General features: G+C 62.3%; 13 protein-coding genes. 1 reads left to right on the top strand and 12 read right to left on the bottom strand.

What is annotated here, in order from left to right:
* The first annotated feature begins 25 nt into the window (after positions 1 to 25).
* Entirely contained in the window at positions 26 to 1027 is a 1002-nt protein-coding gene (locus tag AC1DJO_RS04370; RefSeq protein ID WP_112389053.1) for a LacI family DNA-binding transcriptional regulator, read from the top strand.
* Positions 1028 to 1061: 34 nt separating this feature from the next.
* On the opposite strand, the gene AC1DJO_RS04365 is transcribed toward AC1DJO_RS04370, so the two are convergent.
* From AC1DJO_RS04365 to AC1DJO_RS04310, 12 genes are all read right to left on the bottom strand, one after another.
* Positions 1062 to 1853, bottom strand: a complete 792-nt coding sequence (locus AC1DJO_RS04365) for a transporter substrate-binding domain-containing protein (RefSeq protein WP_442209299.1) — start codon at positions 1851 to 1853, stop codon at positions 1062 to 1064.
* A gap of 22 nt (positions 1854 to 1875) precedes the next feature.
* Positions 1876 to 2793, bottom strand: a complete 918-nt coding sequence (locus AC1DJO_RS04360) for a glycosylasparaginase (protein ID WP_477969381.1) — start codon at positions 2791 to 2793, stop codon at positions 1876 to 1878.
* A 9-nt stretch (positions 2794 to 2802) separates the two neighbouring features.
* Complete coding sequence (locus AC1DJO_RS04355; RefSeq protein ID WP_477969379.1) at positions 2803 to 3537, bottom strand: amino acid ABC transporter ATP-binding protein; 735 nt, start codon at positions 3535 to 3537, stop codon at positions 2803 to 2805.
* 1 nt (position 3538) lies between these two features.
* Positions 3539 to 4210 carry an amino acid ABC transporter permease gene (locus AC1DJO_RS04350; protein WP_477969377.1) on the bottom strand — a complete coding sequence of 224 codons (672 nt, stop codon included), beginning with the start codon at positions 4208 to 4210 and terminating at the stop codon, positions 3539 to 3541.
* Positions 4210 to 4881 carry an amino acid ABC transporter permease gene (locus AC1DJO_RS04345; RefSeq protein ID WP_112388841.1) on the bottom strand — a complete coding sequence of 224 codons (672 nt, stop codon included), beginning with the start codon at positions 4879 to 4881 and terminating at the stop codon, positions 4210 to 4212. The genes AC1DJO_RS04350 and AC1DJO_RS04345 overlap by 1 nt, the downstream gene beginning before the upstream one ends.
* 148 nt (positions 4882 to 5029) lie before the next feature.
* A complete protein-coding gene (locus AC1DJO_RS04340; protein WP_477969375.1) occupies positions 5030 to 6523 on the bottom strand; it encodes a DegQ family serine endoprotease in 1494 nt (497 codons plus the stop codon).
* 276 nt (positions 6524 to 6799) lie between these two features.
* Entirely contained in the window at positions 6800 to 8620 is a 1821-nt protein-coding gene (locus AC1DJO_RS04335) for an ABC transporter ATP-binding protein (protein ID WP_477969373.1), read from the bottom strand.
* Between the two features lie 27 nt (positions 8621 to 8647).
* Positions 8648 to 9403, bottom strand: a complete 756-nt coding sequence (locus tag AC1DJO_RS04330; protein ID WP_477969371.1) for a DUF1028 domain-containing protein — start codon at positions 9401 to 9403, stop codon at positions 8648 to 8650.
* Between the two features lie 3 nt (positions 9404 to 9406).
* Complete coding sequence (locus tag AC1DJO_RS04325) at positions 9407 to 11191, bottom strand: gamma-glutamyltransferase family protein (RefSeq protein ID WP_477969369.1); 1785 nt, start codon at positions 11189 to 11191, stop codon at positions 9407 to 9409.
* A gap of 21 nt (positions 11192 to 11212) precedes the next feature.
* Entirely contained in the window at positions 11213 to 12085 is an 873-nt protein-coding gene (locus tag AC1DJO_RS04320) for an ABC transporter permease (protein WP_477969367.1), read from the bottom strand.
* On the bottom strand, positions 12082 to 13029 hold the full coding sequence (locus tag AC1DJO_RS04315; protein ID WP_112388847.1) for an ABC transporter permease: 948 nt from the start codon (positions 13027 to 13029) through the stop codon (positions 12082 to 12084). Before AC1DJO_RS04315 ends, AC1DJO_RS04320 begins: the two co-directional genes overlap by 4 nt.
* A 60-nt stretch (positions 13030 to 13089) precedes the next feature.
* A complete protein-coding gene (locus AC1DJO_RS04310) occupies positions 13090 to 14598 on the bottom strand; it encodes an ABC transporter substrate-binding protein (RefSeq protein ID WP_477969365.1) in 1509 nt (502 codons plus the stop codon).
* Positions 14599 to 14629: the final 31 nt, after the last annotated feature.

Raw genomic sequence — 14629 nt, 5'->3', positions numbered from 1 at the left:
GAAGAAGGTGGGGAAGCAACTGACGATGAAAGCACCGACCGGCCGTGATGCCGCTCCGACGATTGCCGATGTTGCGCGGCTGGCCGGCGTTTCCCGCGCTGTCGCAAGCCGGGCCCTTTCGACCGAGCCGCGGCCGGTGTCCGCCGACAAGCGCGAGCGTGTCATCGATGCGGCCAATGCTCTCGGCTACAAGCCGAACCTCTTGGCCCAGAGCCTGACCACCAAGACGGTCAATCTCGTCGCCGTCGTCGTCAACCACATTCACGATCTCTCCGACCTCGACCTGTTCGACCGCCTGATCGATCAGATCCAGGCGATCGGCAAACAGGTCATCCTGGTGCGCATCGGTTCGGTCGCGCGCGTCGAAGAGTTCCTCAGAAACGGCGTCGCCTACCATGTCGATGCCGGGTTGGTGTTCTCGGACTTCGCGGATGCGACCACCGTGCGGCGGATGTTCCGTTCCGATCTGGTGGTGATGCTGAACGGGCTGCATGACGAGCTCTCGCCTGTCGTGATGCCCGACGAGGCCGTCGGTATTTTCGAGGCGGTCGCGGATGCCGCCAGCAAGCGGGTGCGCACTGCGGGGCTGGTCACCGGCCGCGCCTCATCGCCGGTCGAGCATGCGCGTATCGGTCTTTATCGCAAGGCTTTCGAGCAGCACCGGATCGAATTGAAGCGCACGGTTCAGGGGGACTATTCCTATGCCAGTGGACATGCCGCTGCGGCTGTGCTCGCCGGTGATGATTGTCCCGACGCCATCTTCTGCACATCGGATGCCATGGCGATGGGCATTCTCGATGTCTGCCGCTCGGATTTTCCGGGCAACCGGCCGCCGCGTTTCCGGCTTTATGGCTTCGACAACCTGTCGCTGACCGATTTCGAGGCCTATCCGATCTCGTCGATCGGCTACGACAAGTCCGATTACGTCCGGCACATCGTCGATTTCATTGCCAATCCGGAGGCGTTCAAGCCGGGACAGCCGCCGATCATGGTGCCGACGCGCTTCGTGCTGCGCGCTACCTCGTAGTGAAAAAGGCCGCCCGGAGGCGGCCTTTATTGTCTTACCACTGCGGGTTCAGAGCCGGCGGGTTGGCTTCAGCGCCCCACCACTTCTTGTAGTTTGCCTCATAGGCGCCCGACTGGATGTAATCGGACACGAACATGTCGAGCCAGCGGACGAATTCCGGGTCGCCCTTGGCGACGGCCATACCGATCGGGTCGTTGGAATAGAGACCGGCAAGCGTCACCAGCGTCGGGTTCTTGGTCGCGAGATAGTCAAGCAGCGAGGAGTCCTCGATCGCCGCATCGACGCGCTTCTGCTGCAGCTGCAGCACGCCGTCAGGCGCGAACTGATCGACATAGACGAGTTCCGCATCCGGAACGGCGGTCTTCAGGAAGGTTTCTCCCGTCGTGCCGCGGCCGACGACGATCTTCTTGCCGGCGAGATCTTTCAGATCCTTGATGCCCGCATCCTTCTGCACGATGATGCGCAGACCGGCGCGGTTATAGGGGATCGAGAAATTGACGACCTTGGCGCGCTCCAGCGTTGCCGAGGTATTGGCGATCGCCACGTCGATCTGGCCGGAGACCAGCATGGAAATGCGCGCGTCACCGGAAACGTCGGTGAATTCGACCGGCACGCCGATCTTTTCAGCCAGGCGCTTGGCGACATCGACGTCATAGCCGACGGGATTGTTCTGATCGTCGCGGAAGCCGATCGGCTCGCCGCCGAGCGACACGCCGATGCGGATCGTGCCGCGTGAACGGATATCATCGAGCATGCCGGCAAAGGACGGCAGAGCCGAGCCTGCCACGACAGCGATCGCAGCAATTGCGGTGAGTAAGCGTTTCATTGTTCCATTCCCTCTTCGTTGATTATGCCTGTTTCGCGGTCCGCAATTCCGGTTCGGACATCGAATCCTCCCAGAGCCAGTAGCTGATCTCGCCCTCGCATCTGAAATTCACAACCTCATGATTTCCTTTTGCGTCAACTGCGTGAATGACGACGCCGGCAAGGAAACCGGTATTGAGTTCGCTAAGCTCCTCGACGGCAAGCTTGATCGCGTCGGAGAGCGAATAGCCGAGCTTCATGGCGAGCACGATGGTGCGCGAGGTCGAGCAGCGCATGGTCATTTCGCCGGTATGGGTGCAGGCGGCCGCGCCATAGCGGCTGTCGGCGTAGAAGCCGGCGCCGGGGATCGGCGAGTCGCCGAGACGGCCCGGATATTTCCAGGCCCAGCCCGACGTGGAGGTTGCAGCATGAATGCCGCGAGCGGAATCGGCCGAGAGGAACACGGTCGTGTCGCGGACACGCTCCGGATCGGTGATCGCCTTGCTGAGCGGCGCCAGCGGAATGTTCGGGAATTTCGCCAGCTCTTCGGCCGACAGCTCCTTTTCCAGCCGCTCCCACCAGACGCGCTTGCTGTCTTCGAACAACACGTCGTCTTCGGGGAAACCGATTTCACTGGCAAAGCGGCGCGCGCCATTGCCTGTCAGCATCACATGCGGCAGACGCTTCATGACTTCGTGGGCGAGTTTCGCGACCGGTAGCGTATTGGGTACAGCGCCGACAGCGCCGACGTCACGGGTCGTGCCGTCCATCACGGCGGCGTCCAGTTCCATGTCGCCGATCATGTTCGGCCAGCCACCGAAACCGACGCTGCGGACCTTCACTTCGCTCTCGACCTTGCCGATGCCGGCAACCATGGCGTCGAGGCTGTTGGCGCCGCTGCGCAGCATATCGACCGTATGGGCAAAACCCGGCCAGGCTTCTTTGTTGGCGATGAGCAGCATGAAAAACCTCTAATCTTTACGCATTTTGGAAAGGAACTGGGCAACGCGAGGTTGCGCCATGCCGCCATCGGCGGCGAAAAACTGTTCGGTCGGCAGATCGACAAGCAGCTTGCCCTTGTCGAGGAAGACGATCCGGTCGGAAATCTGCCGGGCGAATTCGATCTCGTGGGTGACGAAGAGCATGGTCGTGCCCTCTTCGGCGAGCTTGGCGAGAATATCGAGGACTTCGGCCGTCATTTCCGGGTCGAGCGCGCTCGTCACTTCGTCGAGAAGCAGGTAACGCGGCTGCATGGCGAGCGCCCGGCAGATGCCGACGCGCTGGCGCTGGCCGCCGGAAAGCTGGGCCGGATAGGCATCGGCACGTTCGCCAAGACCGACCGAAGCCAGAAGGGCGCGCGCGGTTGCTTCGGCTTCTGCCCGCGGCTTCTTCAGAACCTCGATCGGAGCCAGGGTTATGTTACCGAGCACCGTCATGTGCGGATAGAGATTGAACAGCTGGAAGACGGTGGCGGAGCGCTTGCGCGCCTCGGCCAGTTCCTTGGGCTTGCCGGTGTCGAATTCGTCGACGAGGATCCGGCCGCCATTCAGCTTTTCCAGGCCATTGATGCAGCGGATCAGCGTCGATTTTCCGGAACCTGACGATCCCAGGATCGAGACGACCTCACCCGGATTGATCGTCAGGTCGATGCCGTCAAGGACGGTGGTCGAGCCGAACGCTTTCTTGACGTTTTCTACTTTGAGCATGTCAGAGCCCTCTCCAGGCGCTATGAGCCCTGAGGCGGTTTTCGAAACGGGTGCCGAGAAGCGCAACGAGCTTCGCGGTCGCATAATAGAGCAGGCCGACGGCGGTCCAGACGATGAACGGCTTCAGCGTCCTGAGATTCAGGATATTGCCGATCTTGGTGAGATCGACGACGCCGATCACCGAAATCAGCGACGTCACCTGCAGCTGGTTGACGAGCAGCGCGATCAGCGGGCCGATCGCAAAGGCCATTGCCTGCGGCGCCACGACATGGCGCAGTACCTGCCAGCGTGTCAGGCCGAAGACGCGCGCTGCCTCGATCTGGTCGCGCCCGATGGATTCGATTGCCGAGACGGCGATGACATAGAAGAAGGCGGCGGTATTGGCCGACAAGGTGATCGTTGCGGCCGTAACAGGCGTGATACGGATATGGAAAAGCGCCGGCAGTCCGAAGAAGACCAGGAAGAGCTGCACCAGAACAGGCGAGTTCTTCAGGAGCTCGGAGACGAAGGTAACGATCTGCAGCAGCACCGGCACGCGGTAGAAGCGCACGACTGCCCAGAGAATGCCGATCAGCAGACCGATCAGCGACGTGCCAAAAAACAATGCGACGCTGACGCCGAGGCCCTGGGCGAGCAGCACGAAATCGTAAGAGGTGAAATCGGTATAGCGCATCAGCCGACGGCCTCCATCAAGTCACGGTTGAGGCGGCGGTGGAGCAGCGTGACACCAAGCGACACGAGATAGGTGAGCACAGCATAGGCAACCAGCAGCACGACATAGACCTCGAACGGCCGGTAGGTCTGCGACACGACGATCTGCGCCGAACCTGTCAGCTCGTTCAGCGTGATGGTTGAAAGGATCGACGATGTCAGGATCAGGTTGATCAGCACCGAGCCGAGCGGCCGGATCGACGTCCTGAGTGCGATCGGCAGAACGATCTTGGTAAAAGTCACCCGGCGCGACAGGCCGCTGACTTCGGCGGCTTCGATGATGCCGGGGTCGATCGCCAGGATCCCGGCTCGGATGACATCGGAAGCATAGGCGCCGCCGGCAATCGACAGCGCCACGACGCCGGTCGTGAACGCATCGATGTAGATGCCGAGTTCCGGCAGGCCGTAGTAAAAGAAGAACAGCTGGACGATGAACGGCACGTTGCGGAAAATATCGACATAGACGAAGGCAACGCGCCGCAGCGTCTTCGACGACGAGGTGCGGGCGATCGCCACGAAGGCGCCCATGAGAACGCTGCCGAGCAGCGCCAGCGCACAGGCCTCTGCCGTCAGCAGGGCGCCTTTGGCGAGAAAGCCGATATGCGGCAAAAGGATCGAAAGGTCGAACCGCACGATCGCTCTCCCCAAGTACGATTGAAACCGGTTTCATATTGCTGAAACCGGCGGATGCTGTCAAGCGCCGTGGCAGGGAAGTTGTGGAATATGACAAGAACGCCCCGCATCCGGAGATGCGAGGCGCTTCCATGACCGTTGAGGGGCCCTAAGCGGCGGAGAAGGGCACGGCCACGAAGGTTTTGTTGCCACCGCGCTCGACCAGGAGCAGCACCGACTTGCGGCCGGACTTGGCGGCTTCGGCGACAGCCGTCTTGGCATCGCTCGCGCCATGGACGGGCTTGTCGTTGACCGAGACGATCACGTCGCCGGTCTGGATGCCGGCAGCAGCGGCCGTCTTGTCGGGGTTTACGCTGGCGACGACAGCACCGGTGACGCCGCGCGGGAGGTTCAGTTCCTGACGGGTGTCCGGCGTCAGGTCGGCGAGGCCGACGCCGATGCTCGGACCGGTCTGGACCTTGCCATCGCCTTCATCGGCGGCAGCCTGCTTCTGTCCGTCGTCATTGCCACCGATGGTGACATTGAGCTCGGCGCTCTTGCCGTCGCGCCAGACGGTGAGCGTCTGCTTGGCGCCGGGCGACATGTCGGCAACGAGGCGCGACAGGTCCTTCGGAGTCTTGACGGCTTCGCCGCCGACTGCGGTAACGATATCGCCGGTCTTGATACCTGCATGGGCAGCCGGAGTATCATCCGATACGGCAGCGACGAGAGCGCCTTGGGCATCGGTCAGGCCAACTGCATCGGCGACATCCTTGGTGACGGCCTGGATCTGCACGCCGAGATAGCCGTGGTCGATCGAGCCGTTCTTCTGCAGCTTGGCGACGATGGTGCGGGCTTCGGCGGACGGAATGGCGAAACCAACGCCGACGCTGCCGCCGTTTGGCGAGTAGATGGCGGTGTTGATGCCGACGACATGGCCGTCACGGTCGACAAGCGGGCCGCCGGAATTGCCGTGGTTGATCGGCGCGTCGATCTGGATGAAGTCGTCGTACGGGCCGCTATGCAGGTCGCGGCCGCGGGCCGAGACGATACCGGCGGTCACCGTGGTGCCGATGCCGAACGGGTTGCCGATGGCGAGAATCTGGTCGCCGAGTTTCAGCTTGTCGGAATCACCCCAGGCAACGGTCGCCAGCGGCTTCGGAGCCCGGATCTTCAGGACGGCAATATCCGACTTCGGATCGGTGCCGACGAGCTTGGCGGGCAGTTCGGTGCCGTCATCCAGCGTCACCTTGATGTCGATGGCATTGTCGATGACGTGGTTGTTGGTGACGATCACGCCATCAGGGCTGATGATGAAGCCGGAACCGAGTGCCATCGCATGCTGGCCGCTGTCATGCTGCGGTGCCTGGCGTGGCATGGGGATGCCCTGCTGCTCGAAGAACTGGCGGAACTGCTCATCCATCGGCGACTGTTGGTCGCTGGCATCGGTGGCCTTCATCGTGGTGGTCACTGTAACGACGGCCGGCTTGTCGGCGTCGACGATCGGCGCGAACGAGCCGCCGGGGGCAAATGTACCGCTGACTTCGGCAGGCGCGGCAACCGCGGAGGCGGCATTGATGGTGAAGGGCAGCGCGGCAGTGCCGGCAATCAGGGCGGCACCGAGAAGCGCTGCAGTGCGGTGCTTGAGGAGGATATTGGACATGGCGAGTGGTCCCTTGCAAATGGTTGCTAAGCGGCGTCGATGTTCCGGGGAACGTTGGCGTCGGGCGAAATGCACAAACTCTTCAAATTAAAAACCGCCGCTTTACTTAGCGATTACTGGTGTTCGTGAAGAATTAGCGCTTGATACTGATATGCGCCGCTCAGGGTTCATTTACAAATTAAATGTTCATTACCGTTTCATTGCAAAACGGTAAGAATTACAGGGAATTAATATTCGAATCGAGAGCGGCCCGCATCGCTGCCGGGAGTGTATGTCTCAGGCCTCGACTTGGACCATATGGCCGTTGCCGAGGCTCTTGTAGCAGCGCTTTGGCGGCACATAGCCGAGCGGGCGTACCGGGCTTTTCAATTCGTCAGTGGAGAGCCCGCGCTTGATGCCGCGGCGCGACGGATCGGGAACCGGAACGGCGGCAATCAGCTTCTTGGTATAGGGGTGCTGCGGATTTCCGAAGACAGCTTCGCGCGGGCCGATTTCGACGATCTCGCCGAGATACATCACCGCGACGCGATGGCTGACGCGCTCGACGACAGCCATGTCGTGCGAGATGAACAGGAAAGCCAGCTTGAGGCTCTGCTGCAGGTCCATCAGGAGGTTGCAGACCTGCGCCTTGATCGAGACGTCGAGGGCCGAGACGCTCTCGTCGGCAACGATGACCTTCGGATCGAGCGCCAGTGCGCGGGCGATGCAGATGCGCTGGCGTTGGCCACCGGAAAATTCGTGCGGATAGCGCTCCATCATGTCGGGTTTCAGCCCGACGCGCTCCAGCAGGTCGGCGGCCTTGTCGCGCGCCTGCGCCCGGGTTCCGAGATCATGGGCGACGATCGGCTCGCTGACAGTGGCGCCGATGGTCACGCGTGGATTGAGGCTGGCGAAGGGATCCTGGAAGATCATCTGGATGCTGCGGCGCATGTGCCGGAGACGCGATGAATCCAGCCCCGTCACGTCGTAGCCGTCGAGATTGACGGTGCCGGCATTCGGCTCGATCAGCCGGGTGATGGACCGGCCGGTCGTCGATTTTCCGCAGCCGGATTCGCCGACCAGCGACAGCGTCTCACCCTGGAAAAGGTCGAAGGAGACATCCTCGACCGCATGGATCGCGCCGGTGCGCGTGCCGAAAACGCCGCCACGGATTGCAAAGCGCGTCGTCAGGTTCTTGACCTCGAGGATCGGCGTCTTGCCGCGATCGACGGTATCGGCGACAGCCACTGGCTCGGTTCGCTCGCCGGTGGTGGTGTCGACGACAGGAAAGCGCAGCGGCCACTGGTGGCCGGTCATTGAGCCCAGCCGTGGAACGGCCGACAGAAGCGCGCGGGTATAGGGATGCTTGCCCCGGTGGAAGATATCATCGGTCGGCCCGGCCTCGACGGCTTCGCCGCGATACATGACGATGGTGCGGTCGGAGATTTCGGCGACAACGCCCATGTCGTGGGTGATGAAGAGAACGGACATGCCTTCCTCTTCCTGCAGCAGCTTGATCAGGTCGAGGATCTGGCCCTGGATCGTCACGTCGAGCGCCGTCGTCGGCTCGTCCGCGATCAAAAGCTTCGGCCGGGAGGCGAGCGCCATTGCGATCATCACGCGCTGGCGCATGCCGCCGGAAAACTGGTGCGGATATTCGTCGAAGCGGGAGAATGCATTCGGAATACGGACCTTTTCGAGCAGCCGGATCGTCTCGGCCCGGGCTTCCGATTTGGTCATCTCGCCATGGCAGGTCAGCGCCTCGGAGATCTGGCGGCCGATTGTGAAGATCGGGTTCAGCGAGGTCATCGGCTCCTGGAAGATCATCGCCGCGTCGTTGCCGCGGACCTTGCGCATTTCCTTGTCGGATAGCGCCAGAATGTCCTTACCGTTCAGCAGGATGCTGCCCTCCACGCGGCTCTGCTTCTTGGCAAGCAGCCGCATGATCGACAGCGAGGTGACGCTCTTGCCCGAGCCGGATTCGCCGACGATCGCCACAGTCTCGCCGGGCATGACATCGAAGGAGACGTCGCGCACGACGGGCTTCCAGGCACCATCGACCAGAAACGACGTGGTCAGGTTCTTGACCGAAAGCACCGGATTTGCAGCTTCACCCATGTCTTTTTCCTGCTTCATGGTTCGGTCTCAAGTCTTGAGCGGCGTGGCAAAGGAGGCCGAGGGCCGCCCTTCGGCGATGCGGGCAGCCTCGACGGCGGCAATTTTCGCGTCGATCTCGCGCCGGTCGATCATGCCGCTCGGGTTCTGGCGCGTCGCCATCGTCTCGGCGACATAGAGGTAGCGCTCGCTGGCGACCGCATAGAGCCGCCGCAATTCCTCCAGCGGATCGGGGTGGTCGTCGGCGCGGATATTGAGCCAGGCGTAATCCTGGTCGCGGTAGATGACGAGGGCGGCCGATTGCTTGCCGCGCTTGTCGCCACCGGCGTCTTCACCGGCCTGCATGGCTTCAAGCAGCCGTTCGGCCAGCGGCTTGCCTGCGGTCTTCTGATAGGTGGCGAGCGTTGCCGCGACCACCTCGGGACCGGCAAGCATGTTGCCTGCGACGGAAACGTTGTCAGCTATCAGATGGCCCGCCCAGTCGATGCATTTCTCGCCGGTGAAGGCGGCATTGCGGCCGGTCGCGTCGATCATATGGAACTGCCGCTGATCACGGCCATCGTCGCGCGCAGCCAGCTCGGCAACAATTGCCTCCGGAGCTTGTCCGGCGGCAAGCATCGCCAAGCCATCGACGCCGTTCAGCGGATTGACGAAAGCCTGCGTCGCCACCGCACCGATCCCGCCTCGAACATGCGGGACGATGCCGCCAACAGCGAAGAAGCGGCTGGCGACGGCGATGCCGAGATGTCCGGTGCTGGGGTCGCGGGCGACGATCGAATAGGTCACGGTCTATCTCCCCACCGCATAGGCCTGCATCAGGCGCGGCGTCGCCGCAGCCCGCAGCAGCCCATCCGCATCGCGGCGTGCTGCGGTCAGGCGGCCGACGGTCCATGGATCGGCAACCGTCAGCTTGTGACCCTTCTTGCGCAGGGCCTCGAGAACGCCCTCGCCGAAATTCGCTTCGGCCATCAGGCTGCCCGGCTCGCGAGTGCGCGGATAGAAGGAGCCCGGGAAATGCGAGGTGTGGAACAGCGGCTGATCGATCGCTGCCTGCAGGTTCATCCTGTGATGGACATAGCGCAGGAAGAAGGAAAGCTGCCACTGCTCCTGCTGGTCGCCGCCGGGCGTGCCGAAGGACAAAGTCGGGCGTCCTTCATGAAGCGCGATCGACGGCGTCAGCGTGGTGCGCGGCCGCTTGCCGGGGGCGAGCGACGTCGGCAGGCCGGGCTTCAGCCAGAACATCTGGGCGCGGGAATTGAGGCAGAAGCCAAGGCCCGGCACCGTCGGTGAAGACTGCAGCCAGCCGCCCGAAGGGGTGATCGACACCATGTTACCCTCGCGGTCGATGACGTCGATATGGACGGTGTCGCCGCGCTTTTCGGAGAGATGCGCCATGGTCGGCTCATAAACCGCGCCGGTCTTGGAGGTAGCGCCGAGCATGTCCATCGTCAGCGCATACTGGTCTTCGAAGCCCGGCACGATACCCGGCTGCAGCTCCAGCGATGACTCTGGCTTGATGAGCTTGCGGCGCTCGTCGCTATAGGCGTCCGACAGCAGATGCTCGATCGGAATCTTCGAAAAATTGGGATCGCCGTAATAGATTTCGCGGTCGGCGAAGGCGAGCTTCATCGCCTCGGTGACGGTATGGACGAAATCGGCACCGGCGGGATCCATAGAGGCGATATCGATGCCCTTGAGCAGCGCCAGCGTCTGCAGGAACACCGGCCCTTGTCCCCAGGGGCCGATCTTGGCGACCGTCCAGCCGTGGTAGTCGTAGATCTGCGGCGCTTCGATCGTTGCGGACCAGTTGGCCATGTCATTGGCGGTGATGACGCCCTTGTGCTTGATGCCACTCGCATCCATCACCTCGGTCGAACCGGCATAGCGCTCGATCGCCTCGGCAACGAAGCCGCGGTAGAAGGCATCGCGCGCAGCCTCGACCTGTTCCTCGCGGCCACGCTTGGCTTCTGCCTCTGCGATGATCCGCTTCCAGGTCCCGGCGAGAACCGGGTTCTTGAAGTTGGAGAGCGGCTCGGGTGCGGCGCCACCGGGCAGCCAGGTCTTGTGGGATGTCGGCCATTCCTTCTCGAAGAACGAGGCGAGGCCTGCAATCGTCGCCGAGACGCGCGGCAGCATCGGGTGACCGTTCTCCGCGTAATAGATCGCCGGCTCCAGCACGTCGCGAAGGCTCATCGTGCCATAGTCGCGCAGCATCAGCATCCAGCCGTCGAAGCTGCCGGGAATGACGGTCGAAAGCAGACCGTCGCCGGGGATCAGCTTCAGGCCTTCGGATGTGTAATGCTCGATAGTCGCGCCTGCAGGGGCCGGGCCCTGCGCACAGATGACCTCGACCTTGTCCTTCTTCTTCGAATAGAGGACCGCAGGCATATCGCCGCCCGGGCCGCAGAGATGCGGCTCGACGATCTGCAGGACGAAGCCGGTCGCGACAGCCGCATCGAAGGCGTTGCCGCCCTTTTCGAGAATGCTCATGCCGACCGCCGAGGCGATCCAGTGGGTGGAGGTGACGACGCCGAACGTGCCGAGGATTTCGGGACGGGTCGTGAATGCGGTCATTTCGAATGTCCTTTCAGGAAATCATGCTTCGCGCGGATCGAGCGCATCGCGCAGGCCGTCGCCGAGGAGATTGAAGCCGATGACGACGAGGAAGATCGCCGCCCCCGGCCACATCGCCATCCATGGGGCTTGGGAGAGGAAGTTCTTGGCAACGTTCAGCATCGAACCCCAGCTGGCGGCGGGCGGCTGCTGGCCGAGGCCGAGGAAGGAGAGGCTGGCCTCGGCGATGATCGCTGTCGCAATCGTCAGCGTCGCCTGCACGAGAATGGGGGCGGCGACATTCGGCAGGATGTAGCGGGTGATAATCCTGAAATGCCTGAAGCCGATGGAGCGGGCGCCCTCGACATATTCTTCCGTCTTGACGGCCAGCACCTGGCCGCGGGTCAGGCGGATGAAGATCGGCATGGCCGAAAGACCGATGGCGATCATCGCGTTGGTGAGGCTCGGGCCCAGGAAGGCAGCAAGCGCGATCGCGGTTATTAAGAACGGCATGGCAAGAAAGGCTTCGGTGATGCGCGAGATGATCTGATCGACCCAGCCGCCGAAATAGCCGGCCATCAGGCCGAAGGGCACGCCGACGATGACGGCGATAGCCACCGAGAAGACGCCCGCCATCAGCGAGGCCTGGGCGCCCCAGATCATCCGCGAAAGGATGTCGCGGCCGAGATCGTCGGTGCCGAGCCAGTGGGTGGCGGATGGCGCCTTGCGGATCGCCGACCAGCTCGTGCCGTTCGGATCGGGAATGGGCAGCAGAGGTGCCGCAATCGCCAGGATCGCGAAGAAGGCGATGATGCAGAGACCGGCAAGCGCGCCCTTGTTGGCCTTCAGCTTGCGCCAGGCGCGGCTCGGCACACGCTGTTCGGTGGTGACAGCGACCTGATCGATGGCGGTCATAGCGAGGCCCTCATGCGCGGATTGAGAAGGACATAGAGGATATCGGCGATGAGATTCATCAGGATGAAGCCGATCGCGGTGCAGAGCACGACGCCTTGGACGACCGCATAGTCGCGGTTGAAGACGGCATCGACGATCAGTTTGCCGAAGCCCGGAATGGTGAAGATCTGTTCGGTCAGAACCGCACCCGCCAAGAGTTCGCCGAAGAGCAGGGCGCTGAGCGTCACGATCGGCAGCACTGCATTGCGGAAGCTGTGTTCGAGCACGACCGAGCGCTCGGAGAGGCCCTTGGCGCGGGCGGTGCGGATATAGTCGGCGCTGAGCACGCTCAGCATCGCCGAGCGCGTATGCCGCATCAGCGTCGCGGCTAGCGCGTTGCCAAGCACGAAGGATGGCATCAACATCGTCTGGATCGAGCGGATCGGGTCGTTGAAGAAGGGTTCGTATCCGGAGGCGGGCAGCCAGCCGAGTTTCACCGAGACCAAGAGGATCAGCATGATGCCGAGCCAGAAATTCGGGATCGAAAGGCCGGAAAGTGCGATCAGGTTGGCGATGTAATCAAACGCGGTGTTCTTCTTCACCGCCGCCAGAATGCCCATGGGAACGCCGATCACGAAGGCGAAGATCATCGACATGATGGCGAGCTGAATGGTGACCGGGAGTTTCTCCGCCACCAGTTCCAGAACCGGCTGATTGGTTCTGAGCGAAATGCCAAGATCGCCCTGCAGCACAGAGCCCAGCCAGGAGACATACTGGTAGGGCACCGGATCGTTCAGCCGGTATTTTTCGCGCAGATATTCGATGACCTGCGGATCCCGCTCTTCGCCGGCCATGGCGAGGATGGGATCACCCGGCAGCAGCTTCTGCAGCGAGAAGACGAAGACCGATATGATCAGCAGCGTCGGAATGGCGACGAGAAGCCGCTTGGCGATGTAGGTATACATGAACGATCCTGAGCGAGCGGGGAGAGGCGGCGGGCATTACCCGCCGCCGCGATGGCTGGTTCAGCCTTCCTTCTTGACGCCCGTCAGACGGATCATGCCGTCAGGCGAGGCGACGAAGCCGGTGACGTTCTTGTGCATCGCCCAGATCCACGAGTTATGGCCGAGATAGATGATCGGCATGTCGTCGTTGAGGATCACGGCCGCGGCGTCATACTTCTGCTTGCGGACCGCATCGTCGGTGGACGCACGGGCCTCGTTCAGCAGCTTGTCGACTTCGGCGTTGCAATACTTGGTATCGTTGATGCCGCCCTTGCAGGTGATGAACTGGTGGATATTGCCATCAGGATCGATACGGCCCGACCAGTCCGAGCGGCTGAGCTGGTAGTTGCCCGCCGTCTGCTCCGACAGCAGCGTTGCGAATTCCGTCGAGCGGATGGTGACGTCGAAGCCGGCCTCGGCAACCATCGACTGGACGACCTGCATCATCTGCGAGGCGACCGGGTTGTTCTGCACCTGCAGCTCGATCGGCACGCGGTCGAAACCGGCTTCTTTGATCAGCGCCTTGGCCTTGTCGAGATCGCGGCCGGGAACCGGGATATCCTTGTCGAACCATGGGCTGTTCGGCGGGAACGACTGGTTACCGGCAACCGAGGTGCCTTCATAGACGATCTGGTTCAGCGCATCGCGGTCGAGCGCCAGCGAGAAGGCTTGGCGCAGGCGCTTGTCCTTGCCGAACGGATTGTCGGCACGAGCGCCGTTGCCGACATTGGCGTAGAGCGCCATGTAGCCGGTGCCGATCGCGTCGGCATAGGTGAGGCTCGCATCTTCCTTCACCGAAGCGGCATCGGTCGGTGCCAGGCGCTCGATCATGTCGAGATCGCCCGAGCGCAGGTTGGCAAGGCGCACCGTAGTGTCCGGGATCGGCAGGTAGGTGACCTTGTCGACGAAGATATTGTCCTTGTTCCAGTAGTCCTGGAACTTCTCGAGCACGATGCGGTCCTGCTGGACGCGCTCGACGAACTTGAAGGGACCGGCGCAAACCGGGTGATTGCCGAAATTGGCACCCAGTTCCTTGGCAGCCTTCGGCGAAACGATCATGCCGGCGCGGTCAGAAAGCTGGGCAAGCAGCGTCACGTCAGGGCTCTTCAGCGTGAACTTCACCTCGTATTCGCCCGAGGCCTCGACCTTCTCAACCGAGGTCAGCTCGCTCTTGCGGCGCGATTCCGGCAGCGTCATGTTGCGTTCGATGGTGGCGACGACTGCCGCCGCATTCATCGGTGTTTCGTCGTGGAACTTGACGCCTTCGCGCAGCTTCATGGTCAGCGTCTTGCCGTCGTCGGACCATTTCCATTCGGTCGCGAGCTGCGGCACGATTTTCAGGTCGGGGGTCACGTCGACGAGCTTGTCGCACATCGCGGTATAGACGATGCGGCCGACGAAGGTGCGCGACTGCGCGGGATCGAGCACGTCGGCATCGTCCTGCAGGCCGATCTTAAGCTCAGCGGCAAAGGATGGGAGGGCAACAATTGCCCCGGCTAGAAGGGTCGTCACGAAACTGGCGGTCTTCATTTCACTCTCCTCTGGTTCTTTTTGTTTGCTT

It is taken from the genome of Rhizobium sp. 05N430 (assembly GCF_056396985.1).
This window is presented reverse-complemented; position numbering and strand designations above follow the sequence as displayed.